Raw genomic sequence first — 25,971 nt, 5'->3', positions numbered from 1 at the left:
AGCGGTCCGGTAGGGTGCCTGCTTGCCGCACCATAGGGTGTCCTATCGGCATCGATAGCCATGGAGAGGTACCAGCGTCATGTCCGAGAAGCCCGCTCCGTCAGCGGCAGCGCACGCTCCGGATGGCTTTCTCTTCTCGCCGTCGTCGAGGTATCCCACGCCGGCTGCTTTCCTGGTGGACGGGGATGGCGGCATCATTCACTCGTGGACTCACGCGGCCGGGCAACCCGCGCCGGAGGACAACCCGCCGAGCTACCTTCGCGGTTGGAACCACGTAGAGGCGGATGCCGATGGCAATCTGTATGCGATTGTCCCGCTTAAGGCGCTTCTGAAACTCGCGCCGGACTCGTCGCTGGAGTGGTCGTGCGATGTCGCGGCTCATCACGATGTGGCGCTCGGCCCGACCGGCGATGTTCTCGTGCTGGCCGAGGAGCCCCGGCGTGTCACGGCCGGCGGTCGGGACCACGTCATCCTCGACAACCTCATTACCACTGTCCGTGCCGACGGAACGATCGGGTCACAACTCTCGATCTACGAGATCCTGCTCACGGATGCCGAGCTCTGTCGGGTCGTCGTTGCGGAAATCTTGCGGCGTGCCGCGGCCTTCCGGGCGAGCGGCTGGCCGTCGGATGAGCCCGGGACCTGTCCGGAGGATGTCCGGGAAACCGCCGCGATCCTCGCCACAGGTGAGCATAGCGGCGAGACCAGGCAGGCCCTGCGCCGCCTACGGGGCTTGCCCGGTTCCCCATGCGACGTTCTGCACACCAACACGCTGGAGATCCTCGACGCTCATCCCACCGGCCGGTGGCATCGCGGTGACGTGATGGTCTGCATGCGCGAACTCAACATCGTCGCCGTCATCGATCCAGTGGGCCGGCGGGTGCGGTGGTGGTGGGGCCGCGACGAGCTTTCCGGGCCGCATCAGCCCTCAGTGCTGAGCGACGGTCGGGTGCTCGTGTTCGACAATGGGGTGAGCCGGGGCAGCACCCGCCTGCTTATCATCGACCCGGTCACACGCGAGGTGACGTGGACGTGGGCGGCGACGCCCCCGGAGTCATTCTTCTGCCCGCTCGCCGGCGGCTGCGAAGAGCTTCCGAACGGCAACCTCCTGGTCACCGACTCCACCGCCGGACGGGCCTTCGAGGTGACGATGGCGGGGGCCATCGTGTGGCGGCTTGCGTTGCCGGCGGATCTGTTCGGAACGAAGCCGGGACGGGTCTCCATCTACCGGATGACGCACGTACCGGCGTCCGTCGTGGCGCGGCTGCAATCCAACTGGTCCGCCGGTGACGTACTGACGGGAGCCGTCGCGTGAAGATTTTCATGATTATGCGCAGCCAGGCTGGCGTGCCCGGCGGCGTCGGAGTGCCCGGCGGCCAGATCGGGATGGTTCAACTGGCCCGTTTCCTTGCGCGCGGCGGCAGCGAGGTCCGGTTGTTCGTAGGCGGCCCGCGAATGAAGTACCTGGATGGGCTCGACGGCGTCGAGCCGATCCACTTTCGTTGGCCGGAATGGCTGGACCGGTTACTTCGGCGCGGTCCGCGGCCTATCCGGGACATGGGCCGGCGCTGGCGCCGACGCCGGTGGCTTTCCACCGTTCGTCGCCTGCTCCGCGCGCACCCCGTCGACGTCATTCACGTCCAGGGCCTGGAAGATGCCGAAACGCTGATCTCCGCCATCGAAGGCCCGATCGTGGTGACGCACTGGGGGCGCGTACGCCGGTGGAGTTCAGACACCGACGACGGCCAGGCGGACAGCGCTCTGGCTCGGCGGCTGCGCCGTCTACGCCGCAACACTGAAATCGTCGCCATCGGGCAGGCGCAGGAGGCGGAGCTCGCGAGGGTGGGTCTGCCCGCGGTCGGCGTGATCCCACCGGGGATCGACCTCGACCACTTCACCCCGGGTGACAAGGCCGCCGCCCGTGACCACCTGGGCCTCGCCGGCGGGGGCGGAATCGTGCTCTACGTGGGCCGGCTCACGCCGGACAAAAACGTGGAGTCGCTCATCCGGGCATTTGAACTGCTCCGCGACCACCCGTCGCGGCCCCGCCTGCTCATTGTCGGCACCGGGTCGCTTAGGGAGAGCCTGCGGTCGCTGAGCCGGGATCTCGGCCTCGACGACATGGTGAGGTTCATCGACTTCGTGCCCCACCATGACCTGCCGCAGTACTTCCGCGCGTGCGACGTCACGGTTGTCCCGTCCGACGATCTGGAAACGTTCTGCATGGTGGGGTTGGAGGCGATCGCCTGCCGGGCCCCGCTGCTGGTCACGGAACACGTCCCCGAGATCACCACCCGGTTCCCGGCGGTTCCATGGGTGACCGCCCGGGACATACCCGCCATGTCGCGGGAAATCGCCCGCGCCCTCGACGGCGACGTCGCACCAGCCGATGCGGCCGGACTGGCCGAGTTCGGCTGGGACGCAATAGCGCTCAAGTACGTATCGCTGTATAAGTCGCTGGGCTCCCGCTGAATCCGCGACTGCTGGAATCAATAGGAAGGCACAGGGTGCACGCACAACAGGGACCGAATTCGGGTAACGGCCGCGGGCTTGAGCACGTGTACTGGATCGGCGGCGGGAGCGGCGCTGGTAAGTCGACCACTACCCGTGCACTGGCGGCTCGGTACGGCGCGCGAACCTACGTGACCGATGAGCTCATGACCGAGCACCAGAAGCGCACGAACGCGATCGAGAGTCCGTACCTCGCCAAATTCATGGCGATGGATATGGACGAGCGGTGGATGACGCGCACCCCCGCCGAGATGCTGGACACCTTCCACTGGTATCACGGCGAGGGCTTCGGTCTCATCATCGATGATCTTCGGGCGGTTCCGCGCGATGTCCCGACGATCGCCGAAGGATTTCGGCTTCTGCCCAACCTCGTCGAGCCGTTGCTGACGGTCCGCAGTCACGCCGTGTGGCTGTTGCCGACGCCGGAGTTCCGGCTGGCGGCGTTCGAGAGTCGCGGCTCGATGTGGACGATCGCCGGAAAGACCACCGATCCCGAGCGGGCGCTGGATAATCTGCTGACCAGGGACCACATGTTCACCGAACGGGTCCGTCGCGAGGCGCGCGAGCTCGATCTCAACGTCATCGAGGTCGATCCGAGCATGAGCGAAGAGGATCTCGCATCGGCCGTTGCGGAACTCTTCGGATGGTGACTCCCGAACTTAGTGTGATCATCCCCACGTTCGAACGTGAAGATCTGCTCGAAATGGCCGTGGGAAGCGTCGCAGCGCAGGAGGCGGTTGGCCCCGTCGAGGTGATCGTCGTCAACGACGGCCCGACGGCGCTCGACGCGCAACGCTACGCGTCGATGAACAACCGGGTCACTCTGAGGATTGTGGAGTACGGTCAGGGCGCGGGTCCGGCCGCCGCCCGGAATGTCGCGATCGACCGGGCCGAGGGCCGCTACATTGCGTTCCTCGACGATGACGACATCTTCCTGCCCCGGCACATCTCGGCCGGATGCGAGGTGCTCGACCGCGACGAGGCGGACTTCGTGTATCTCGGCGCCGCCGTGTCGGACAGCCGCTTGGCGCCGCCGGTGTGCCTCCCGGACGACGTTGCGGTGAAAGCCTATCCCTACGACTACAACGTCCTGCTCGTAGTGAACTACATCCACACCGGATCCGTGATCGTGCGTAACTTCCGGAACTCGGGCGTCCGGTTCGACGAGTCGCTGGAGGTGTGCGAAGACTGGGACCTGTGGCTGGCGCTGACAAGCACGCTGGGCTACAGGGTCTCGTTCGTCGACGAGTTGACCTCGGTGTATCACCAGATGCCGTCGGTTCGCGGGTTGGTAAGCGAGGCACAGTTGGCCTCGCCCACGCGGTTCGCCACGACGCGCGAACATGTGCATTCCAAATGGTTCTCGGACGACCCTCAGGTCCTGCACTACCGCGCGTGGATGACCGCGTTCGAGGACTACCGCTCCCAGCTCGTCGCCCGGGAGCGGCGGATGCCGAACCTGCTTTTCGACAATGTCCTCAAGTACGTTCACACCCGAATGGCGGCGAACGCTCCGGCAGATCTCGCCGACATCCCGCGGTTCTTCAGCTGACGTTCGGGTCGGTCGGATGGCGGTTCACCGGTCGGCTTCGCCGAGCGCTCGGGTAAGTGGAACACTGATCTGGTCGACATAGGGATGGTTGAGCATGTGTAGGTGTTCGGCATCGACATCGACCACCGAAATTTCGCCGGCGATACGGCGCCACCGCGACTGACCAATGTAGTCGCCGGCGGCCCGGGCGCGATAGACGGTGACAGGACCGGGATAGGCCGTCGGCCGGTATGCCGACTCCGCCGTGCGGTTTGCGATGCGCACCCGGAGCCACCGTTCGAGGTGCGTGGCATCGTAGTCGGGGGGCAGGGTGCCGGCAGCCACCCCAAGGCCCACGAGCCGGGTGATCTGGTCGCGGTGCGACAGTTCGGCCATCTCCGCGGCATCGACGTCGACGCGCAGGATGAACTGGGCGATCGTACGGATGGCGTTGGTCCGAATCACAGCGCCCGGCGGCGGGAGATCTTTGGTCGGGAACGGCGTATCGATCAGCCCGACGTGGCCGACATCTTCGCCGGCGAGGCGTAGCTGACGGGCTGCCTCGAAGGCGATCAGCCCACCCATCGAGTAGCCGACGAGATGCCACCGGCCGACGGTGACCTGTTGCCGGACGGCGGCGACACAGGTCGCCGCCATCGTCTCGATGTCCGTGGCGAGCGGGTCGTCGGATTCGATGCCGGGGGACTGGAGGCCCCACACGGTGTGATCATCGCCCAGCGCGTCGGCCAGCGGCTGGTAGCATAGGACCGTCCCCGGCAGCGGATGGAACGCGAACACCGGCGCGCCTCCGCCGCCGGCGCTCAACCGGATCACCGTATGGCTGCGCCGCAGGGGTCCGGTGCGCAGCAGCGATGCTATCCGGGCCACCGATCCACATTGCAGGAAGTCGTTGAGCGAAATCTTGGCGCCGAGCAGCCGCTCGAACTCGTCAACGGCGACCGCTGCTAGGAAAGAGTTCCCGCCGAGGCTGATGAAGTCGTCCTCTAGGCCGATCGACCGAGCCCCCAGAACGTCTTGGAATACGCCCTGCACCTGCATTTCCAGGGCATCGCGGGGATTGTTGTGTCCGGATGTCACGACTGTGGTCTCCGATCGGGCGGCGCCGTTATCGGCGCGGGGACGGCTGTGTACGTGGCGAGGGATCCGATGCGCGCGCCACGGCGGGCCTGCCGCCGGTCATCGCGAGCGTCGATACCACACGTCCCCCACCACCATGTCGTCGATCCCGCGCGCCTCGCTGTAGCGGATCAGGTCGGACATTCGGTTGACAAAACCTTGGCCGTTGAGGTTGAGCGACGTGTTGCAGAGCACCCCCATGCCGGTCTCCTCGGCGAACGCGCTCAGCAGCGAATAGACCGATGGGTTGCTGGCCTGAGTGACGCTTTGGGCGCGAGCCGATCCGTCGACGTGGGTTACCGCGCCGAGGCGCGGAGAGCGTACGCGACGGAAGTAGAGCATGTACGGATCTGGGAAGCTTTCCACGAACGCGTCGGCCAAGTCCTCCTCGCGGCAGATCGGGGCGATCGGCCGGTAGTCCTCCCGCTGCTTGATCCAGTTCAACCGGTCCCGGGTGGCGGTTGAATAGGGCTCGGCGAGCAGCGACCTGTTCCCGAGCGCCCGCGGACCGATCTCCCAGCGCCCCTGCACCCACGAGACGACCCGGCCGGAGGCGATGGCCGCGGCCAGCTCGGTGTCGTTGCGCGGGACCGGCTGCCAACGTGACGCATCCGGCACACAGTCGTACACGAACTCTAGGCCCGAATAGACGTCCCAATCCAGCGGCTGGATCGATCCGTGGTGTGCCAATGCGTCGATGGCGGTGCCGATTGCCGAGCCGGAGTCGTTCGTGCACGGAGGGACGAACACGTCGCTGAAATGATCGAGGTCGCGCCATGCGGCGTTCCAGTCGCAATTCAGTCCGCAGCCGCCCGAGATGCGAAGCGGCAGCCCGGCCGGGATCTCGTGGAGCGCCGCGGCGGCGAACGTCTCGAAAAGACGCCGGCTGAGCAGCGCGGCCGCGGTCTTCGTGGCCTCCGATTCGACGCCGGCGTTGTAGAGCACCGTGTCGGCGAAGTCGCCCTTGGGCGCCGGGTTGAGGTCGTCGATCTTGAGTAGGCGGTCGATAGCGGCGATGATGTCCGCGTCAGCGTCGTCCGGATTCCCGTAGGAGGCCAGGGCCATGAGTTTGCCGCTGCCGTCCTGCCGGGCGGTCCGGCCGCGGTCTGGGAACGTCGGATCGGCCAGCGAGAAAAGGAACGCGTACCTTTCGCCTGGGGCGCTCAATACGGGGATCGTCCGCACCACCCGCCACTCCCGGTCGACAAGGTGGAACACGCCGGAGACGCCCTCCCAGACCAGCACAGCGGTTAGATCGGAATCGTTGTGCGGCGCCATGCCGAGAGCCATCATCAGGTGGGAGCGCTCGTGTGACGAGCTGAACAGTTCGACGTCCTTGCCGAAAAACCGCACGGTGCTCCGCTGGACCGTATCCACTCCCTCGTAACCGGCTCCGATGGCTCCGCCGATTCGCGGCTTCTCCCACCCTCCGAGAGCGACGACGTCGGGAATCCGCCCGAGACCTTCCGCCGCGGCCAGGACCGTGGTCGGCGTCAGCGCCACGCGCCGCGGAAAGGTGTCCTTCTCGGACTCCAGACACCAGAGCAGCCGGCCATCCTCAACCGCGGCGATCGAGCCGTCGTGTCCGGGCTTGATTGCCATGATCAACATTGCATGTCCTTTTGTTATGCGTTGTCGCGCATCGAATAGGCAAGATAGAGCGGCGTGAATTTTGCTCCGCGGTGCCGCTTGGGCGCCGGCGATTCGGTGCCGAGGTGCACCGACCGACCGCCGGTCGCGAGGGCGTACCGAATCGGCGCGTAAAAGCCGGCCTCGATGTAGCCCAGGTGCCGCAGATTCTCGTCGTCGATCATTCCGATCTCGTGGACTTCAAGGCTGTCGCCGGTGCGCGCCACGAAGCTGGTGGCGACCGGTCCCACCTCGGGGCTGGTAACCGTAAACGCGAGGTGCTCGTCGGCGCGCGAGTTCAACCAGGTGTGCAGCCGGTACGCCGCGATACGTGGATCGTCCATGACGCCGTGACGGATCTTGACCGCCGCGACGAGAACCGCCGCATTCTCGATCGCCTCCTCCGCCGGACCGCACGCCGTGGCCAACCCGGCCGCAGCGATGTGCCGCCAGTCCCGCCGCACGTTGCGCCGCCGGTCCGGGGCCAGACTTGCCAAGTACGCGTCCATCGACTCCGGTGGGACTTCGATGGTGGCGGCCGCCGCGGACTCCACTGACCGCCAGCCTGCCCCGGGGACGCTGACGAACGCGTCGCGGTCGGTGCGGCCGACATAGGGTGCGGCACCGTAAAGGCCCTCGTGTGTGGTGAGCCCGACTGCCCGGTCGGCGATCGCAGCACGCACCCTGGCGGCTGCGGAATCGGGCAGGTCGCGATGGATCAGAATCCCGCCCCGCAGGCTGTGCGCCCCGCCGATGACCAGCCACTCGCGCGCGTCAGCCGGGATGTCGTCTCGGTCCGACGACGCAACGAGGAGGCGCAGATCGTAGTCACGGTCGGCCATCCGCTGCGTCCGCGGCCGGCTCAGCGGCGTGATCCCTAGAACTTCACCGCCCTCAGCTGCGATGAGGTAGCGGGTCTGCCACCGAGGATCCGTCGACGGCCGGATGACATCGGCGGCGGCCGGCGTCGGCGCGTCGAGGACCCACGATGCGGTGACGACGCCTGCCGGCAGATCGGACGCATCAACAACGTCGAGGTTCATGACATCTGACCCAACCATTCGGCATCGCGGACGCGCCGGCCGTGCCCGTCGTGAAACTCGAAGAGCCCGTCCAGCGCCCGGACCACGGCGCTCGTCCGGTCCTCCAATTCGGCGGCGGTATCGGCGACGAGCCACAGTTTTGCCGCCGCGCCACCGGAACCAACACGCCAGCAAACGGCCGAGCCGGTCGCTGCCACATGATCGACGCCGACCACTCCCGGCAGGTCCGCGATCTGGACCCGCCGGGGAGACGCGGCCACGATACGGGCCTCCCTAGGCGGCTGGAAGAGCAGGCCCAGGACATGGTGCCGCCAAGTCTGGTCGAAGCTCGGATCCACACCCAGGTGACAGGCCAACGCGGTGCGCCCCAGGTCTACGCCCGTGCCGAGCTCAACCAGACGACGAACGTAGCCGCCGAGCCGACCATTGACCTCGATCACCTCAGCGCCGACGTCATCGATCTTCAGCTCGACATGGAACGCGCCGGTGGTCAGGCCCAGCGCCTTATGGGCCGCGAGAGCAACACGGAGAAGGTGCTCCTGCAAGTCGTGATCGAGGGCAGTCGGGCCGATGATCCCCGTTTCGCGGCACGGAGGGGCCAGCCGCGGCCGGTCGGTGATGAGTGCCGCCGTGCGTTGCGGACCGACGAACAGTTCGACGGACACGTAGTCGGCGCGCTGCCGCACGTGCGGTGGCGTCAAACCGGCGACGAACCGCTCCGCGACGAAAGACGACGGCGGCGTTCCCGATCGCTCCATCTCCGACAGGACGGCCGCGACCTCGTCGGGTCCGTGCAGGAGCCAGATGTCACGGCTTGCCACGCCCACGATCGGCTTGACCACCACCGGCCATCCGAGAGCGTCGGAGGCCGCGTGGAGGTCCGGTCCGGTGCGGATGAGCCGGTGCTCGGCACTGGACAACCCCGCGTCGAGCAAACGGCGGCGCTGGATGTCCTTCCCCCAGCGCCCCGGGCATACATCATCGGCGCCGGACAGCGCCGTCCGCAGCCGGTCGACCGCACCGCAGTACGCGTCGGAAAAGGTGAGCACCACGCCGGCACCGAGCTGGTCGAGGGCGGCCAGGGCGGCTCGGGTATCGCTGACGTTGACGACCCGGGTGGGCGCCAGGGCCCGCGTGAGTCGCTCCAGCATCGGTTCGCGTTGCACCTCTGAGGCGTCGATGATGAAGACGACCCGGGCGAGCCCGGCGGCGGCCCGGACGATGTCAAGCGGCGACATCGCCGCCTCGGCCGCCACCAGCACGGCAACGGTCGGCAGCAGGGCTTCAGCGTCCGGTGTCACGTCAGCAGCCGGCGGCGAACGAGGGAGTGGACGTCCGGACTGGCGAGCAACCCGACTTGCGGGACGTCGACGCGGTGGCTCACCACGGCATCGACACCGGGCCACGGCAGCGCGGCGTCGTACTCGGCGGACATGATCCGCGTCGCCTGACCGTCCCAACGCGGCCAGTCGCAGTCGATGGCCAGGGCCAGGTACCGTAGCCAACGCATATAACGGTCGACCAGCCCGTTGACGAGAGCGTCGTCCAGGCGAAACGATCGCCCGAGGGCGATGCAGGCGCGGCGCTGCAGATCCTCGGTGATCGCCTCGACGGCTTTCTGTGGCGTGGCGGCGACCGTGTTGAGATCGAGTCGCAGGATCGGCACTGCATCGGCTCCGACGATCTGCCCCGCCACGGCTTCGTAGGCGACTTGAAGGTCGGCGGGCTCGCATACGGTGGGGTCGAACGCTGTTAGCAATACCGGCTCCCCGCCCCGGTCGGTCAGGATTCTGGCGACCAACTGCGCGATGCCGGCGGCTAGGCAGAACGCCATGATGTGCCGGGGCCTCGCCGGTTCGATGCGGTCGGCCAGCATCGCGGCGTACTCGAGCGCGCTGGCCGGCAGGGCCCCGTCATCTCGGCCAAGCGCGAGATCGCAGCGCTCAAGAATGTCGTCCGGCCACGAGTGGAACGACGTCGCCTCGCGGGTACCGGCGAAGTCGATAAGCAGCGCACGATGCCTAACCAACGGAGTGCACCCCCGGGCTGTCCAACGATGCCTCGATCGCCGAACGGTTGATCTTGCCAGCGGTCGAGTGCGGCAGCGTCGCCTGGACCTTGATCTCCCTCGGCAGGTACGCCAATGGCAGGCGCTCCCGCAGCCAGTGCCGCAGGTCGCGGACCGCAGTCCCGGCGGTGGCCGATACCACCGCCACGATGTGCGCGTCGGACGTGCCAAGCAGCCGACCGAACGCGGCGCACTCGACGACATCCGGATGGCTCAGCATTGCCGCTTCGATGTCGCCGAGCTCGATGCGGTGCCCACGGATCTTGATCTGGCCGTCGATGCGGCCGAGAAACTCCAGGGTCAGGTCGGAGCGATACCGCGCCCGGTCGCCGGTCGCGTAACAACGCTCGGCCGTTGCGGCATCGACGAATCCGGAACGGTCGACCGCATGGTTGCGGACGTAGCCTTCCGCGATGCCGTCACCAGTCAGCACGATCTCACCTTCGGCACCTGGGCCGGTCAGCACCTCGCCGTCCGGCGAACGCAGTTCCAGGCGCGTGCCGGGCAGTGGATCCCCCAGCGACACCTGCGCGCCGGGAGACACCGGGCCCGCGGTGGCCCAGATCGTGGCCTCGGTCGGACCGTACATGTTCCACAGTCGATCGCTGACCGAAAGGAGATTCGCGGCCAGGTCGGCGGTGAGCGCCTCTCCACCGCACCAGATTTCGACCGGGAGTCGCCGATCCCAGCCAGAGGCGATCATCAGGCGGAAGAACGATGGCGTCGCCTGCACGACCGTCGGCCGGAACGCATCGACGGCTGACGTGAAGTCTTGGTGGTTCAGCCGGGCCGCTGCGGGCGCCGTCACCACGGCGCCGCCTACGATGAGCGGCAGCAGCAACTCCGCGAGACAGATGTCGAATGACAGGGCGGTCAGCGCCAGGATGGACGACTCCGTCCCGAACCCGGGAACGCTGGCCAGACCCCGAAGGCGCTGCAGGAGAACGTCCTCGGCAACCAGCACACCTTTAGGCGTCCCTGTCGATCCCGAGGTGTACATCAGATAGCCGCTTGTACCCAGCGACGATGACGCGTCAGCGTCCAGCGCGACGACCGTACCGACATCCTCGCCGGAGGCCTCAGTCACAAGAGCCACCGCGCGCGAGTCCCGCAACACTTGGTTCCGGCGGGTTTCGGGGGCCTGCCGGTCGAGCGGGACGAAGACTGCATCCGCGGCCAGCGCAGCCAGAATCGCCGTCAACCCGGTGACTGACGGCGTCGCGTCGATTGCGACGACCTGGCCGGGCTCGACGCGCATCCGCCCGCGCAGGCGGTGAACCCGACGCATGAGTTCCGCGTAGGTCACGTCGGTCGAGCCGCGCACGGCGCTCGCGTCCGGCCACCGACCGGCATTCGAGTAGACCATCTCCCACAGCGCACCCACGCTAGTTCTCCCGGGCGGGCAGGGCCTCGACGAGCTTGTCGACGAGGAGTGCCTCGAGCGCGGCGAGCGATGGGTCCGCGAAGAACTCCGCGAGGTCGATCTCGACGCCGTATTCAGCCCGGACCCGGTCGAGCAGGCGGAGCGCGCCGAAGGAGTCGCCACCCATCTCGAAGAAGTGGTCCTCCGCCGCGCAATCGTCGGCCATGAGAACGTCGCACCACGCGACTCTCAGACGGGCCACTCGGTCATTCACAACTGCTCGCTCTCCCGGACAAGCCGACGACTGGTTCGAGGCCCACCGATATTGCGGCCTGAGTATGCAGAAGATCATCAGCGGATATCGGCGTGTCCAGAATCAACGTCTCGATGCCGCGCCGGACGTACTCGCTAAGGATCGCGCCAACCTCCGCGTAGCTGCCCACGAGGTAAGGGCAGAACGTCTTATAGGTGCTGAAGGGATGCAGCCAGTACGTCGCCGCCTCGTCGCCGTCGGGTGCGGTGACATCGGCGACGCGATGCGCCAGGTCCTGTTGCCACGACGAGTCCGACCGCGAACTCACCAGGCGGGCTATCTCTCGCCCCCGATCGTCGACCGGGAACCGTTGCACGGCGGCCGACCATGCCTCCTCGCGCTCCGGCCGGGCGATGACGCCGATGCGTATGCCCGTACACGTCGTCGCCGGTGCGAACTCCGCCGCCGGTGGTGGGTACGACAGGCGGTCGATGCCGAGCGTGCGTGCCGCGAGCTCGCTGTCCGGCGACGAACCGGACAGGTACATCCGCGGCTGGAGTTCATCCGGAGGCGTTGCCTGCACCTGGGCCGAGGCCAGCTGGTAGTGCGAACCCGCGAAGCTTACCCGCTGGCCGGTCAGCAGACGGCGAACGACCTCGACGTATTCGACGAGTCGGTGGTACCGCTCGGCATGCGTCCGTCGATCCCCCAACGACGCGAGATCCGCTGCGAATCCCCCGCTGACGAAGTTCAGGTCGACGGCACGTCCATGCAGAAGACTGATCGAGGAGATCGCCCGCGCCACGGTGAAAGGATGCTGATAGACGGGCTGCACTGCGATCAAGGGGACGAAACCGCGCGAGTATTGCATTGCCTGCTGCGCGATGAGCCATGGATCGGCGAGCGAGTTGTCAGTGTAGACGAGCGCTCCACGGCAACCGGCCTGTTCGCACCAGTCCACGACCTGCCGGAGTCGAGCGCTGAAACCCTCGGTGCCCTCGCCCGCTGACGGGCATGTCGCGTACACGGTGAGCGCTAGGTTCGTCTTCGCAGTCCCAGGCATTATTGATATGTCGAACATCTCAATCTCGGCATGTATGGCTACCTCCCCTGTGGTCGTACGCCGTCAGCAGACGCCGATGGAAGCCCGCTCGGCCGTTCCTGGCGTACCAGCTGGCGAGATTAGCAGGCAGAACAGATCGGCACGAGGCGACCGAGCGTCCGGGGAGTGCCGCCCCCGTCGCTCTTCGCCAGCCCCGACGGGGGTGGAACGCCCGCAGTAAGACCAGGTAACCTCTCGCAGTCCCTAGCACGTCGCCCCACCTACGAGGAATAAGGGTCATCCACTGTGTCGGATCTGCTCCAGGTCTCGCCCTATCTGACCTGCTTCCCTTCCGGCGAGGCGAGTCAGATCGTGTTCGCCGTAGACGAGCTGGAGCCCGTCACGCCCGAAGTGAACCCTCCCTCCGGAGCGGCTTTCGGCGTGATCGGACTGAGCCGCGAAGTGGCCTGGCACAACGACGTGCGGGCGCTCGACGCCCTGCACGCCGCGTCGCGCTCGGCTGTTGATCGGCGATCACTCGAGGCGGACTTCGGTGTGGCGGTCGTCGCCGACCTCGTCGGGCGCGGGTGGCTGCAGCGACCGGCGAATCTCTGTCACGAATATCTCCTGACGACGGCGCAGATCGAGGTCACCGCCCACTGCAACTGGGGTTGCAGGTTCTGTCCGGTGTCGGTCGACCGCAAACCCTCGGCGACGATGCCGATGGACCTCTACGAGGAGATCGTCGAGAAGGTCGCCGTCCATGACACGATCCGCTACGTCACGTTCCACTTCTACAACGAGCCGACCCTCGACCGCTTCTTCGAGGAGCGGCTGCACGTGCTCGCGCGACACGGACTGCGCCTGCGCCTGTTCACCAACGCCAGCAATCTGACCGAACGAAAGATTGCCGAACTTCGGGATACCGGTGTGCTCCACCGGCTCGTGGTGAACCTCCCGGCGCTCGATGAGCAGGCGTTCGCGAAGCTGACCCAGTCGAGGACGTACGCGAGGACGGTAGGGAATCTCGATGCGGCCCTGGCGGCCGGGCTCCCGACCGACATCGTCGTCAACGGCATCGGCAGCGAGGGTGAGCGCCACGTCGCCGACCTGAGAAGCCGCTATGAGCCGCTGGGCGTCAACGTCAACGCGACTCTCGTCTCCGACCGGGCCGGGGCCGTCGCGGGCGAGTACAACCAGTCGGTGCGTATCGCCGGCCGGCTGACCGGGTGCGCGTGGCCGGTGAACCACGCGCACTTCTCCGTCAAGGGTGACATGTTCATCTGCTGCAACGACTACTACCAGCGCGAAGTTTTCGGCAACATCAGGCAGGGGACGCTGCACGAGATCATGACCAGCCCGCTGGCCGTAAAGATCCGCCGCCGGGTCTTCGGCGTTGAGGACGCTCCTGACGACTACATCTGCCGCACCTGCCACGACCAGTTACCGGAATTCCCGCGGCGGCAGTTCCGCCCGCTCGCCACGTTCCCGGTCCTCGCCGGCTGTGCCCGGTCCGGGGGCGGCCGGTGAGCAGTCAGGTCCGCATCTGGTACGTGTCCTCCCAGCGGCTGTGCAATTTCCGCTGCACCTATTGCGTTTCGATCAACGACTACGCCAAGAGCACCAGCCAGCACTGGCTTACCCCGCAGGAAGAAGCGGACTTCGAGACGATTGTGCGCTGGATGGGCGGGACTCCGTACCGGGTCGGGGTCCGGCTGGCAACGCTGGGCGAACCGTTCGCCTCCCGCGGCTTCCTGACCAGGGCGGCGTGGCTGAGCAAGCAGGAAAACGTCGACTTCATCGAGCTGCTGACGAACGGTTCGCTGCTCAAGCGCCGGCTCGAACAGCTCGATCGCGAGGGCGACATCACGAAGTTCTCGCTGTGGGTCACTCACCATGAGACCGAGATCAGCGTCGAGCGGTTCATCGACAATGCCCGCTTTGCACAGGAAAGGTACGGCTGCTTCGTCGTCGTCAACGCTCTGCTGTTCCCAGACAACGAGGAGTACATCACCCGACTCAGGGCCGCCGCGAAGGAGGCCGACCTCCGGTTCAACCTGGACCTCGGGTACGACCCGCTGACCCCGCACGGGACACTGTCCAAGATTGACTCGATGGTTCCCGTGCTGGGGGCCGAGGACGGGATTCAACGGGCCAGGCGGCTCGGCGCCGACCCCGAGGTCCTGGACCTCAATATCGGTGCCATGCGCGACCTGCGCGACCGGTCGTGCTCGGCTGGCCACCGATACTTCTATATCGGGCCGCGCGGCGATGTGTTCCGCTGTTCCCGCTACCAGTCGCTGGGGATCGGGAAATTGGGCAACGTGCTCGACGACGGGTTCGTGCTTCCGCTCGGCGAGTCGGCGTCGACGCCCTGTCGTGCCGGTTTCGGATGCGGTAACAAGGAGGACTATCTGCACCTCTCTCGCCGGCTGCAGGACGAGATGGCGAGCGTTCCGAGCCTGGGCTGGACGGGCGTAGCCGACCGCCTCCAGTTCGCGTCGGAGGCGTGACCATGATGGCGGGACCGATCCGCACTGAACTCACCTTCGTTCGCCACGGCCATGCCCACTGCAACGCGGCCGGGGTGATGGCTGGTGCGACCTGCACCGGCCTGACCGAAAGCGGGCGTCTCGCGGCGACCCAGCTGGCCAAACGGCTGGCCCAGGAGAGGCCAGTCACCCTGCTGCGTTCGAGCTCGACGCGGCGGGCGGTGGAGACCGCAGAAATTGTGGGCCACGCGCTGCGCGTGCCGGTTCGGGTCGACGACGATCTTCGCGTGCCGGATCCGGGGCCAGCCGAGGGAATGTCGTGGCGGGACTGGAGGGCCGTAGTGGCCAACGGGGACGCCGCCGGGTCGGAGCCGTGGCCGGACTACCTGGCCCGGGCGAGCCGGGGACTTGGTCGGATCCTCGATGAGCACACTGCCGGCGGGCGCGTGATCGTGGTCGGCCACGCCGAGACGGTGACCGCCGCATTTCAGTTTCTGCTAGGGATCTACGATCTGGGTCGACTGCGGATGAACCTGGACTACACAGCCATCACCACGCTCCATGAGTTGCCAGACAAGACGTCGACCAATGGTGGGAGGGTCTGGGACCTCGTCAGTCACAACGATTCTGCGCACGTACCGGCCGGTCTTCCCCGATATCCAGGACATGTGGCGGCCGTTTCACGCGAGTACCACTGATGGAAGAATCGTTCGAAGGGCAGATGTTCATCACGCGTCGCGGTGTCGACAACAATGTCGAGATCCCCGCCGACCGGTGGGCGTCACTTAACGACGATCAGCGCTGGGCCGTCCTCGATGGTGTGGCCGCCCGCTACCTCATACGGGAACACGATATCCGTTGGGCGAAGGATGGCCTTCCCGGCAGGCGCGACACGGCGCCCGACAAGCCACGCCGGATCGCCTACGACACAGAGTTCATCGAGCGTGGCACCAACCACGAACTGGTCTCGATCGGACTCGTGGAGGTCGACTCTGGCCGGACATATTACGGTGTGTCGGATGAGTTCAACATCGGTCACCTATTCGCCGACGACTGGCTTCGGACGAACGTCGCCCCCGCCCTGCCCTGGACAGGTGGCGCTGTGCACGGCCTCCGCGAACTGGATCGATCCGATCTGGCCGTGAAGAGCCGTTTGCAGATCGCCCGCGACGTGATGCAGTTCATCGTCGGTGACGGCAGTCCTGTCGAACTGTGGGCGCACTTCGGGGCCTTCGACCACGTCATGCTCTCCGGATTGTGCGATCTGGTGAGGCCGGTGCCGCCACAGATACCCGGCTGGACTCGCGAACTCAACCACCGGATCGAGCAGCTCGGGGTAGCCGGACTCTTGCCGGCACAGAGCACCGGTCGACACAACGCCCTGGAGGATGCGCGCCATCTGGCAGCCGGCCTGAGGCTTCTCGACCGCTTCGAAGCGAACGACTTCCGTGTCGACAACCAGGTGGGGAAATGAATCCGACAAACAACGTCGCGGATATGAACTGGCCGGAGTACGCGCAGCGCGTGACCCGCTCGCTTCTGATCCTTCCGGTCGGAGCGATCGAGACGCATGGCGCCCACCTGCCGCTCAATACCGACACGATCATCACGGAGCACCTGGCCCGGACGCTGGCCGCCGATACGGGTGGACTGGTCCTGCCGACTATGCAGTATGGGATCAAAGCATCTCCAATCCGCCTGGGCGGCGAATTCCCCGGAAACCTTGACCTCACCGCGGCGACGTTCATCAGTCATGTGGTCGAGGTTCTAGCGGCCGCCTACCGTGACGGTGCCCGGAACTTCCTGGTCCTCTACGCCACGTACTCCAACGGACCGCTGCTGTTTGAGGCCGCGAAGGAGTTCACCACCAGTCGGCCGGATGCCCGGATCATGGCCGCGGCATGGTGGAACCTCGTCAGCGAGGAAACTCGCAACGCGATCGCGGCCGAGACCGGTGTACCCCGTACCGAGGATCACCACTCCGGTGTCGTCGAGACCAGCCTCGTCATGCACATGGCGCCCGACGCCGTACGGGTCGATCTTCTCGCCGACGAGTCGAGCCGGCGTCGCGCCTCCTACCTGATACTCCCCATGCCGTCCGACTTCTCGACGCCCACCGGAACCGTCTACCGGGCCCGCGGCGCATCGCCCGAGATTGGCAAGCGGGTTACCGACGAGGTCGTCGCCAACCTGACCGACGCCATCAGCACCGAATTCGGTGCCCTCGATCGAACGGAGATCCTCCCGTGATCCGCTTGCCGTGGCGACGGCCAATGACGCCGAGATCCGAGCAGGTCGGTTTCGCGGTCCCAGGCCCAGCTCGCCGCCTGGTGGTCGGCAGCATGCTTGCCAGCATCGGATTCGGCCTCTACAGCGCCGGCAACCTCCTGTTCTTCACTCGCGTCGGCGGACTACCCGCCGTTGACGTCGGTATCGGGCTGTCCCTCGCTAGCGTCGTCGGCGTCGTGGCCGCCGTGCCGGGCGGGCGGTGGTGCGACATCGTCGGCCCCCGCCTGCTGGTCCTGTCGGCGGGCGCACTCAAGGTAGCGACGCTGGTCTTTGCGGCATTCGCCCGGTCATTCTGGTTGTTCCTGCTGCTCATGTGCGTACTTAGTATCGCCGAGCAGGTGGGCGGGGTCGGCCGGACAGCATTTGTCCCCGCGTTGGTGGGCGCGAACAACCGCGCGCGGCTCATGGCGTTCGTACGAACCGCGCAGAACGCCGGTATCACGGTGGGATTCCTGCTCTCCGGCCTTGCGCTCAGCCTGGACACGAAGGCTGGCTTCTATGCCCTCATCTTCGGCCACGCCGCCCTGACACTCATTGCCACGCTGGTGTTCACGGCGGTTCATGTGCCGCTACCGGAGCGTACCGCCGGTATGCCTCGCCGGAGGTGGGAGGTGCTGCGGGACGGTCCGTACATCTCGTTGGCGATCCTGTCCGGTTTGATCACGATGTCGGACCTGGTTCTCGTCTTGGGCGGACAGCTGTGGATCGTCGATTTCACCGACGCGCCGCGCGTGACAGTGTCGGCTCTGCTGGTGGTGAACACCGCCATGGTGGTGCTCCTACAGGTCTGGGCGAGCCGCGGCGTCGATGACATCGCCGGGGCGACCCGTCGCCTCAAGCTGGGACCGGTCCTCACCGCTGTGGCGTGCCTCCTGTTCGCCATCTCAGGGCTGGTGAACGCGGTGGTGGCGACGCTGGTCCTGATCACCGCGGCGATCGTGTTGACCCAAGGTGAGATGTGGGCCGCGGCCGGCATCTGGAGCCTGCGTTTCGCGCTTGCCAAACCGGATGTCCAGGGCGAATACAGCGGCATGTTCAACCTTGCCTCCGGTATCCACGGAATCGTGGGCCCGGCCCTCGTGACCGCACTCCTGTCCAACTTCCGGGGGTGGGGCTGGATCATGCTGACCGCCGCGTTCATCGCGATGGCGCTCCTGGTGGCGCCCGTGGTGAACTGGGGGCATCAACGACGCGAGGCCGAGTCAGCGCCGGTGGCCACCGGAGCCACCGCGGCGGCGTAAGCAGCTCTTGCGGTTCGACACGACAGGACGGATCGGATCACGTGCTCTTGGGGAACGCGCGCGAAACAGCCTCGGATTGGGTCCGCCAGAACGTACGGCACTGGCCGGGCTTCATCGGAGCCTTCTACAGTGGGTCAACCGTGGGGCTGCCGGACAGCGCTGTCCTGGCACCGACCTCCGACGTCGACATCAACGTCGTTACGACTGGATCCGCCGCTGTCACTGGTGTGGGCAAGATCTATCGAGACGACGTCGTGCTGGAGGTGTCCAGCGTTCCGCTCTCGGAGATCTCGACACCGGAACAGGTCCTTGGAAACTACCACCGGGCCGGATCCCTCCGCATGGACTCGATCATCTGCGATCCGACCGGGCGGCTGCGGCACCTGCAACAGCAGGTGGCCGCGAGCTTTGCGGATCGCCGCTGGATCCGGCAGCGATGCCGCAACGCCCGCGATCGAGTGACGAGCCATCTTGGCCGGTTCGACCCCGCAGGGCCGTGGCATGACCAGGTGACCGCGTGGCTGTTCGGCACGGGCGTGACGACCCACGTCATACTCGTCGCTGCGTTGCGAAACCCGACCGTGCGGCTGCGCTATCTCGCCGCCCGCGAGGCGCTCGCCGAGTATGGGTACACCGCGTTCTACGGCGACCTGCTGGACCTGCTTGGGTGTGCGAACCTTAGCGCCGAACGTGCGGCATTCCACCTACGTGGTTTGGCCGCGACGTTTGACACGGCGGCTGCCGCGGCCCGCACCCTGTTCCCGTTCAGCCATGACATCACCGCCTCGACCCGGCGGATCGCCATCGACGGTTCGGACGCGCTGATCCGACAGGGCGATCAGCGGGAGGCGGTCTTCTGGATGATCGCGACCTACGCGCGTTGCCACAAGATCCTCGCGGCCGACGCTCCCCGTCACGTCCAGCAGTCGCTGATGCCAGCTTTCAACGACCTGCTCGACGAGATGGGAATCACCGGCTCGAAGGATCTGTTGGCGCGCTGCGACGCGGTTGTCCTCGCTCTCCCATCGATCGCCGCGAAGGCCGAAGAGATCATCGAGTGCAACCCGGAAGCGTTCGACTCGGCCCCGCTTCCCCGCGGATGAAACTCCTGGTCGACGCCAGCTATCAAGGACTGGCCCAGCAGGTCCGTGGGAATGCGACCGCAAAGGGCAGCCGTCGCAGCGGATCGCGGTCGAGCTGCCATCGTGGAGCTGAAACGATGGCGCGTCCGCAACGCTTCACCGGATGCCATGAGTTGCTCCTCACCAACTGCGCACCAGGTCGTAGAATGGGGTCGTCGAAAGCGATTCATGATCGCCACTTCCTCGTGTCAGAACCGAGGACACACAAACTTGAACCGACGACACCATGTTGTAGAGCCGTCGTCATGGCTTGTCATTCGTTGCCAGAACCTCTTCGTCCAGAATTAGGCCCAATATCTGGATCATGGTGAGGTCTGGCTACATGCGCTGGTCGCGGCGTTGGTCGGTGTTGGGCCCGGTGGTCCGCCAGGGCCGAGAATCCAAGATCTACTCCCCGTGCCCTCCCCGCCAAATGGAGGGGTTTGTGCCATCGGCCTGTGCCGGCATCCCGTCGCGCAAGCTCCGCTCGGCCGGGCCGGAGGCCCTACCCACCGGAGGCATTCTGATTCTCTGCCTTCGAGGGCACCTGTTTTGCCGTGATCTGTGGTGGTCGCTGTTTCGGGGGATCCGCATAACGGAACAGGTAGGTGGCCAGCACTACTCCACCGAGGATCGCCAGGCCCCTGAGCAGGCTGCCGACGTACGGTTCATGGAACTGGAAGTGTTCAAGAGACGCCCCGATTGCGGCGAGGCCTACCAGGGCGGCGATCCGCCACGACCAAGCCTTCACGGATCGCATTTCGCAGTCTCCCTGCCGGTTTTATCCGGATCTTGACTGGCCCTTTTTCATGCTCTCTCGAGCCTAGCGGGTGCGACCGCCGCGGCGAGGCAGTTACGCTGATCTATTGCGCACGAACACACTCCGTTTTCCGGAGGAATCGACCCAAAGAGCCTACGGGGGTATCCCGGGGTGTCGGCGCCTGCGGGGTTGCTGTAAGACTGCATCGATCGATTTCACCGTCGTGTCCTCCGTGGAGGGCGTGTCGGCTGAGATGCAGCGGTCAGTCCGACCGTTGCGGTGATGGTACGGGGGTTCCATCGTGGCGTTTGGACGCATCGCCATGCGGCTTCACCAGCCGTATCGGGGTTTGCGGATGGCATGGGCGACCGGTAGCCGGCGCCTACGACCGCTCAGGGGCTGGCACGGCCGTGCCGCCTGACAACGGACGCGTCGCTGATGAGCGGCGCCTTGTCCTGTTTCTCGGCTCGATGTGGGAATGAGACTCGTGAGATCTTCGATGAGACGACGCCGCCTGCCCTGGATCGCGGGTTTGGCGGCCGGCCTGGCCGTTGCCGTGGCGGTGCCCGGTGGCGCCGCGATCGCGGCGCCCCGGGTGGAGACGCCCGCGGTGCAGCCGCGCGCGATGACCGTGCAGGAGGCGCTGCAGCAGCTGCTGGGCGCGGACACCAAGGCCCCGGCCGATACGCCGATCGGCGACGCCGACCTGGACCGGATGCTGACCCAGGATCTGGCCGACTACGACGAGGATCCGGCGGTGCGGGCGGCCGCGAAGGCGGTCCTGGCCACGAATGATCCGGCGCAGATCAAGGACTTCCTGGACAACGGGCTGCCGGTCTATCGCAAGGCCGATCAGCAGCGGAAGAAGGACGAGGCGGCTCGGAACCGGATTCAGGTCCAGGAATGGGCCGTCACCGGCAGCCCGACCGTGCGCCAGCGGGCGCAGGCCGCGCTGGACTCCAACAACGACGCGAAGATCGCGGCGTTCGTGGCGACCGGTAAGGACGCCGCTGATCTGGCGGACAAGCAGGACGCGCTGAACGCGGCGCAACAGGCCGCGTTGATCCAGTCCCGGGTCGAGCAGATGGTCGCGCACGGCGGCTACGAGGTGCAGACGCTCGGGCAGGCCGCGCTGGACAGTGAGGACCCGGTAATCATCGCCGAGTTCTACAACACCGGGTACGCGGCGGCCAGCAAGCAGGACGCCGACGCGCAGCAGCAGATCACCGACGCGCTGGCGGCCCGGTCGAAGGCGGTCGCCGACCTGACCGATCTGGCGCAGCGGGCCACCCAGGCAGCGGACGCGCAGAAGAAGATCATCCAGGCGAGTGTCGCCGCGACCCAGGCGCTGACGTCCGCGTCCAACGCGATGGGGCTGGCGAACAAGGAAGCCAAGCAGGCCGACGCCATCTACGCGGCGGACCTGCCGGTGCGCAAGGCGGGACGGCCGACGCACACCGCGGACTTGGCCACGCTGCGGATGCAGGCGTGTCGGGACGCCGCTACCGCCCAGCAGTATGCCGACCAGGTGACCGGCCAGTCGGGTGTCGCCTCGACCGCTGCGGCGACGCTGGAAAAGACCGGCCTGTCGTACAACATCGCCTGGTCCGAGGTGATCCAGGCGCAGGCCGACGCGGGCACCTCGGCCGCCGGGGCCGCGATGACCGCCTGCCAGGCCGCGACGGCGACCGAGGCCGCCAGCCGCACCCTGGACGCCGACCACAACGCGACCGTGGACGCGAACAACGCGGTCAAGTACCGGCAGGCGGCCGAGCGCGAACAGGCCTCCGCGGAGCAGCTCGCCGACCGGGCGCAGAAACTCGCCACGGCCGCGCAGGCCGCCGCCGCGGACGCGCACAAACAGCGGCTGCGCGCCGAGGACGACGCGGACAGCGCGCAGGGCCACGCCGACAACGCCGCCGCCGACTACCAGGCCGCCAAAGCGCAGCAGGCCAAGGCCCGGGCCGCGGCGAGCGCGGCGATCAGCCAGTCGATCACCGCGTATCACGCGGCCGGCCGGGCGATCGACCAGCAGAACATCGTGGTGGGCAAGGCGGGTGAGGCCAAGAAGAAGCAGGAGGACGCGCTGGCCGCCGGCGCCGCATTCGCTGACAAGGCGCAGCGGGCGAAGACGCTGGTGGAGAAGGCCAAGGCGGACGACGAGAACACCAGCTCCAAGGAGCTCGCCGCGCAGGCGGCCGAGGCGCACCTGCTTTCCGCGGAGATGGCATGCAAGCACCCGGACAACCCGTCGGGGACCGGCTGTCCCGGCACCGCGGAGATGCAGCGGCTGCGCGATGACGCCGCCCAGCTGCGGGCGATCGCCAACGCTGCCAAGAACGCCTCGGACCAGTCGAAGAGGGACGCGAACGCGGCGTCCGACGCCTCCTCGGCAGCGGCCGCCGACGCCCGGCGGGCCGCCGCAGCTGCCGCTGCCGCGGCGGCAGACGCCCGTGCCGCCGAGCACCAGGCCGCTCTGGCCCGGCAGGATGCCGCGGACGCCAGGACCGCCGCGGTCAAGGCGATCAAAGACGCGAACACGGCGAACGCTGACGCGCGTGCCGCGGTGCAGGCCGCCCGCACCTCGATCAACAAGGCGATCGCAGCCCGGAATGACGCGGACCTGACCGCGCAGGCGGCGCAGGACGCGGTCCGGCAGTCGGCGATCGCCTCGTTCTGGTCGCGGGTGTCCGGCCGGGCCGCGATCGACGCGCGGATCACCGCGGCCGGCGTCGCCGACCCGGTGGCTTCCGCGATCGATGTCGCCTCGGGGTATGCGGCCACCGACAACGACGCCGCGATGGTCGTCGACATCGCCACCAACGCGTTGCAGATCGCTGACGCGCAGGCCACCGCCGCCCAGCAGCACGCCGACGACGCCGCCGCGGCGGCCGTTCACGCGCAGCAGATGGCCGACCTGGCGGTGGCGCAGGTGAAGCCCGCTTACGTGGCCGCGCAGAAGGCCGCCGAGGCCGCCAACCGCGCTGTTCAGGCCAGCAACACCGCGATCCACGCGGCCCAGGCGGCGGCGAAGGACGCGCTGGGCGCTGTCGACGCGGCCAAGGATGCCGCTGAGGCGGCGAGGGACGCCGGCAATTCGGCCGAGAATGCCGAGATCGCGGCGGCGCGGGCCGGCAGCGACGCCGGGACGGCGCAGCAGGCGTCGAACAATGCGAGCGGCTATGCCAGCAAGGCACAGCAGGCCGCGACCAATGCCGGGGTGCTGTCCGGGAAGATCAGCGACGTCAGCACCAACATCACCAATCTGTCCGACAGCATCTGGAGCATCGCCCAGGCGATGTCGGGGATCGCCAAGGACCTGAAGAACGCCGCCTGGGCCAAGTACAACGCCGAACAGGCGGCCGCCGAGGCCAAGGTCAACTCCTGGATCGACGACAAGGCGAACTGGCTCAACGACCACGTCTTCGGCGGTTCCCAGGGCGGCAAGGGCATCACCGACAGCGCCGCCGGCATGGCCAAGGGTCTTCTCCTCACCAGTAGTTGCGTCGGTGGCACCTTCCTGGGCAGCGACAACGCGGCGGGTGACGAGTGGAGCGTCCCGGACGTCAGCTACCTGCCGAAGTCGGACAAGGCCTGCAACGCCCTGGTCACCGGGATCAAGAACCTCATCCTGGATCCCAAGCAGCTGCTGCACTGGGACGACTGGAAGACCAAGGGATGGCAGTACACCCTCGGTGAGGTGTTGTTCGACGTCGCCACCATCGGCGGCACGGACGGCATCGGCATCGTCGGCAAGCTCGGCGAGACCACCGCCGCGCAGACCGCAAAGGCGGCCATCAAGGACGTCGCCAAGATGTCCGCGAAGGATCTGCTTGCCGGTGCGGCCAAGTTCACCATGGACAACCTGGCCAACGCGATCGAGAAGCTCGGCGCGGTCAACGTGGCCCGTCTGATCGAACTGACCGAGAAGATCGGCGCCAAGCTCACCTTCTCTCCGGACGAGCTGGCCGCGCTGTCCAAGGCCGCTGTCACCAAGGGCATGGACGCGATCGAGGACACCCTTCGCAGGCTCGCCGACACCCCGGTTCTCCAGGGATTGAAGGACCTCGCGGAGAAGTGCTTCACCCCGCACAGCTTCACCCCCGACACCCGCGTCGTGCTCGCCAATGGCTCCACCAAGCGGATCGTGGATGTCGCGGTGGGCGACCGGGTCCTCGCCGTCGACCCGATCACCCACGTCCGCCGGACCGAGGCGGTCACGGCACTGCACCGCGACATCGACACCATGCTGGCCGACGTGAAGGTCCGGGACCGGGCCGGTCGCGTCGCCGTCATCCACACCACGCCGGGTCACGTGTTCTGGGACCAGACGAACCGTCGCTGGCGCGAGGCCGGCCAGCTTGCGCCCGGCACGCTGCTCGCCTCGGCGGACGCCCGGCGAGTGACGGTCGTCGACGTCCGGACCTTCCGCGGCAGCCGGCCGATGTACGACCTCACGGTCGACGTGATCCACGCCTTCATGGTGATGGCGGGCCGCACGGCCGTCCTGGTCCACAACGAGGACACGCCGCGGGCGCCCAAGCCCGACGTGGACCACGATTACCTCAAGACCATGGTCGATTACCTGTACAAATCGCACGATCTGCCGCCCGGGATCCCGATCTATGGTGACGGCACGACCATGGCGGCGCTCATGAACGAATGGGCGACCGGCGAGGCGACTAACGGTAGTATGCACCTGACGAAGCTCCAGGACGTACAGAACTCGCTCAACAAGTTCCTCAACACGGACGGATACTGGAAAAAGCCGGGAAAGGGGAAGCCGAAGGTGTTCATCGACTTCACGAACCGCACCGCGAAGGACATCGCGGTCGCGAACGACCTTCTCAAGGCGGTCAATGACTCGCTGGCGAACAAGTACGTCAGCTTCCAGAAATACTCGGGGTTGCTGGGGTGCTGATGGACGCCCGACCGGCCGCGGAGAGGGTCGCCGACGCTCTGGTGGCGGCTGTCCCGGACTTCGAATACGTGTACTCCAACAACATCGAAGCCTATGACGTGTTCTCGGTCGCGTTGTTCTTCTGGGAAGTCGTCCAGGTGACGGTCCGGTCCTACCTGGGTGACCGGGAGGAGCCGGATTGGCGCAGCACACTCCAGTTCATGGAGACCGCTGTGCAGTCCGCCGACCAGTTGGAGCGAAAAGCTATCGGCTTTCACTTCCTGTGGAACCTGCCGAACCGCGGCGAGCCGGGGCACGACCTGGTCGGCGAGCTCGGTCCGGAGCTGACCCGGGTCTTTACCCGGCTACAGCAGGGACATCCGGTCGACTGAATCGACCCTCCGGCCGATCGGCGCGTTGCTCAGCCGATCGGCCGGAGCGCCCGGGACACCGCGTACGCCAGACCGAGCAGTACCGCCACGGCCAGCAGGCTATTCAAGCCTTTGGTCGGGTCGCGCAATTCGCACATCACGCCCGCGATGCGGCGCGCATTCTGCGACGGGCTCACGGAACGGTGGGATGTGGCCCTGC

General features: G+C 66.9%; 23 protein-coding genes. 13 read left to right on the top strand and 10 right to left on the bottom strand.

What is annotated here, in order from left to right; all coding sequences use genetic code 11:
• Positions 1 to 79: 79 nt before the first annotated feature.
• Genes ACMCNK_RS19820 through ACMCNK_RS19805 form a run of 4 tightly spaced genes read left to right on the top strand, consistent with a single transcriptional unit; the run spans position 80 to position 4,063 of the window.
• On the top strand, positions 80 to 1,315 hold the full coding sequence (locus ACMCNK_RS19820; protein ID WP_412737886.1) for an arylsulfotransferase family protein: 1,236 nt from the start codon (positions 80 to 82) through the stop codon (positions 1,313 to 1,315).
• Positions 1,316 to 1,347: 32 nt separating this feature from the next.
• Positions 1,348 to 2,472, top strand: coding sequence for a glycosyltransferase (locus ACMCNK_RS19815; RefSeq protein ID WP_412737885.1), 1,125 nt, complete (start codon positions 1,348 to 1,350; stop codon positions 2,470 to 2,472).
• A gap of 35 nt (positions 2,473 to 2,507) precedes the next feature.
• Positions 2,508 to 3,161, top strand: a complete 654-nt coding sequence (locus ACMCNK_RS19810) for a hypothetical protein (RefSeq protein ID WP_412737884.1) — start codon at positions 2,508 to 2,510, stop codon at positions 3,159 to 3,161.
• Positions 3,155 to 4,063, top strand: coding sequence for a glycosyltransferase family 2 protein (locus tag ACMCNK_RS19805; protein ID WP_412737883.1), 909 nt, complete (start codon positions 3,155 to 3,157; stop codon positions 4,061 to 4,063). Before ACMCNK_RS19810 ends, ACMCNK_RS19805 begins: the two co-directional genes overlap by 7 nt.
• A gap of 24 nt (positions 4,064 to 4,087) precedes the next feature.
• On the opposite strand, the gene ACMCNK_RS19800 is transcribed toward ACMCNK_RS19805, so the two are convergent.
• From ACMCNK_RS19800 to ACMCNK_RS19765, 8 genes are all read right to left on the bottom strand, one after another.
• Positions 4,088 to 5,140, bottom strand: a complete 1,053-nt coding sequence (locus ACMCNK_RS19800) for an alpha/beta fold hydrolase (RefSeq protein WP_412737882.1) — start codon at positions 5,138 to 5,140, stop codon at positions 4,088 to 4,090.
• Between the two features lie 99 nt (positions 5,141 to 5,239).
• Positions 5,240 to 6,781: a carbamoyltransferase C-terminal domain-containing protein gene (locus ACMCNK_RS19795; RefSeq protein WP_412737881.1), complete on the bottom strand. Its 1,542-nt coding sequence runs from the start codon at positions 6,779 to 6,781 to the stop codon at positions 5,240 to 5,242.
• Between the two features lie 23 nt (positions 6,782 to 6,804).
• Positions 6,805 to 7,851 (bottom strand): hypothetical protein, encoded by a 1,047-nt coding sequence (locus ACMCNK_RS19790; protein WP_412737880.1) that lies wholly within the window; start codon positions 7,849 to 7,851, stop codon positions 6,805 to 6,807.
• Positions 7,848 to 9,152, bottom strand: a complete 1,305-nt coding sequence (locus ACMCNK_RS19785) for an ATP-grasp domain-containing protein (protein WP_412737879.1) — start codon at positions 9,150 to 9,152, stop codon at positions 7,848 to 7,850. The genes ACMCNK_RS19790 and ACMCNK_RS19785 overlap by 4 nt, the downstream gene beginning before the upstream one ends.
• Complete coding sequence (locus ACMCNK_RS19780; RefSeq protein ID WP_412737878.1) at positions 9,149 to 9,880, bottom strand: hypothetical protein; 732 nt, start codon at positions 9,878 to 9,880, stop codon at positions 9,149 to 9,151. The genes ACMCNK_RS19785 and ACMCNK_RS19780 overlap by 4 nt, the downstream gene beginning before the upstream one ends.
• On the bottom strand, positions 9,873 to 11,303 hold the full coding sequence (locus ACMCNK_RS19775; protein WP_412737877.1) for an AMP-binding protein: 1,431 nt from the start codon (positions 11,301 to 11,303) through the stop codon (positions 9,873 to 9,875). Before ACMCNK_RS19775 ends, ACMCNK_RS19780 begins: the two co-directional genes overlap by 8 nt.
• A 1-nt stretch (position 11,304) precedes the next feature.
• The gene (locus tag ACMCNK_RS19770) at positions 11,305 to 11,634 is read right to left on the bottom strand and encodes an acyl carrier protein (RefSeq protein WP_412737876.1); all 330 of its coding nucleotides are present in this window, start codon (positions 11,632 to 11,634) and stop codon (positions 11,305 to 11,307) included.
• A complete protein-coding gene (locus ACMCNK_RS19765; RefSeq protein ID WP_412740925.1) occupies positions 11,549 to 12,598 on the bottom strand; it encodes an LLM class flavin-dependent oxidoreductase in 1,050 nt (349 codons plus the stop codon). The genes ACMCNK_RS19770 and ACMCNK_RS19765 overlap by 86 nt, the downstream gene beginning before the upstream one ends.
• Before the next feature lie 285 nt (positions 12,599 to 12,883).
• Between ACMCNK_RS19765 and ACMCNK_RS19760 the strand changes: the two genes are divergently transcribed.
• The 7 genes from ACMCNK_RS19760 (at position 12,884) to ACMCNK_RS19730 (ending at position 19,702) form a co-directional block, all read left to right on the top strand.
• Positions 12,884 to 14,107, top strand: a complete 1,224-nt coding sequence (locus ACMCNK_RS19760; RefSeq protein ID WP_412737875.1) for a radical SAM/SPASM domain-containing protein — start codon at positions 12,884 to 12,886, stop codon at positions 14,105 to 14,107.
• Entirely contained in the window at positions 14,104 to 15,090 is a 987-nt protein-coding gene (locus ACMCNK_RS19755) for a radical SAM protein (RefSeq protein WP_412737874.1), read from the top strand. Before ACMCNK_RS19760 ends, ACMCNK_RS19755 begins: the two co-directional genes overlap by 4 nt.
• Positions 15,091 to 15,092: 2 nt before the next feature.
• Positions 15,093 to 15,767 carry a histidine phosphatase family protein gene (locus tag ACMCNK_RS19750; protein ID WP_412740924.1) on the top strand — a complete coding sequence of 225 codons (675 nt, stop codon included), beginning with the start codon at positions 15,093 to 15,095 and terminating at the stop codon, positions 15,765 to 15,767.
• Entirely contained in the window at positions 15,767 to 16,543 is a 777-nt protein-coding gene (locus tag ACMCNK_RS19745; protein ID WP_412737873.1) for a 3'-5' exoribonuclease domain-containing protein, read from the top strand. Before ACMCNK_RS19750 ends, ACMCNK_RS19745 begins: the two co-directional genes overlap by 1 nt.
• On the top strand, positions 16,540 to 17,319 hold the full coding sequence (locus tag ACMCNK_RS19740; RefSeq protein WP_412737872.1) for a creatininase family protein: 780 nt from the start codon (positions 16,540 to 16,542) through the stop codon (positions 17,317 to 17,319). Before ACMCNK_RS19745 ends, ACMCNK_RS19740 begins: the two co-directional genes overlap by 4 nt.
• An 80-nt stretch (positions 17,320 to 17,399) precedes the next feature.
• On the top strand, positions 17,400 to 18,599 hold the full coding sequence (locus ACMCNK_RS19735; protein WP_412737871.1) for an MFS transporter: 1,200 nt from the start codon (positions 17,400 to 17,402) through the stop codon (positions 18,597 to 18,599).
• Positions 18,600 to 18,739: 140 nt separating this feature from the next.
• The gene (locus tag ACMCNK_RS19730) at positions 18,740 to 19,702 is read left to right on the top strand and encodes a hypothetical protein (protein ID WP_412737870.1); all 963 of its coding nucleotides are present in this window, start codon (positions 18,740 to 18,742) and stop codon (positions 19,700 to 19,702) included.
• 523 nt (positions 19,703 to 20,225) lie between these two features.
• On the opposite strand, the gene ACMCNK_RS19725 is transcribed toward ACMCNK_RS19730, so the two are convergent.
• Positions 20,226 to 20,480, bottom strand: a complete 255-nt coding sequence (locus ACMCNK_RS19725; protein ID WP_412737869.1) for a hypothetical protein — start codon at positions 20,478 to 20,480, stop codon at positions 20,226 to 20,228.
• Between the two features lie 499 nt (positions 20,481 to 20,979).
• Here ACMCNK_RS19725 and ACMCNK_RS19720 point away from each other — a divergent pair, with 499 nt between their 5' ends.
• Both ACMCNK_RS19720 and ACMCNK_RS19715 read left to right on the top strand, forming a co-directional pair.
• On the top strand, positions 20,980 to 25,401 hold the full coding sequence (locus tag ACMCNK_RS19720; protein WP_412737868.1) for a polymorphic toxin-type HINT domain-containing protein: 4,422 nt from the start codon (positions 20,980 to 20,982) through the stop codon (positions 25,399 to 25,401).
• Entirely contained in the window at positions 25,395 to 25,772 is a 378-nt protein-coding gene (locus tag ACMCNK_RS19715) for a hypothetical protein (RefSeq protein ID WP_412737867.1), read from the top strand. The genes ACMCNK_RS19720 and ACMCNK_RS19715 overlap by 7 nt, the downstream gene beginning before the upstream one ends.
• A 29-nt stretch (positions 25,773 to 25,801) precedes the next feature.
• Here ACMCNK_RS19715 and ACMCNK_RS19710 read toward each other — a convergent pair whose 3' ends face one another.
• Positions 25,802 to 25,948 carry a hypothetical protein gene (locus ACMCNK_RS19710; protein WP_412737866.1) on the bottom strand — a complete coding sequence of 49 codons (147 nt, stop codon included), beginning with the start codon at positions 25,946 to 25,948 and terminating at the stop codon, positions 25,802 to 25,804.
• Between the last annotated feature and the right edge of the window lie 23 nt (positions 25,949 to 25,971).

The sequence above is a fragment of the Krasilnikovia sp. MM14-A1259 genome (assembly GCF_047159535.1).
GTDB lineage: Bacteria > Actinomycetota > Actinomycetes > Mycobacteriales > Micromonosporaceae > Actinoplanes.
The sequence above is the reverse complement of the archived record's forward strand: the minus strand, read 5'-3'. Positions and strand labels throughout refer to the sequence as shown.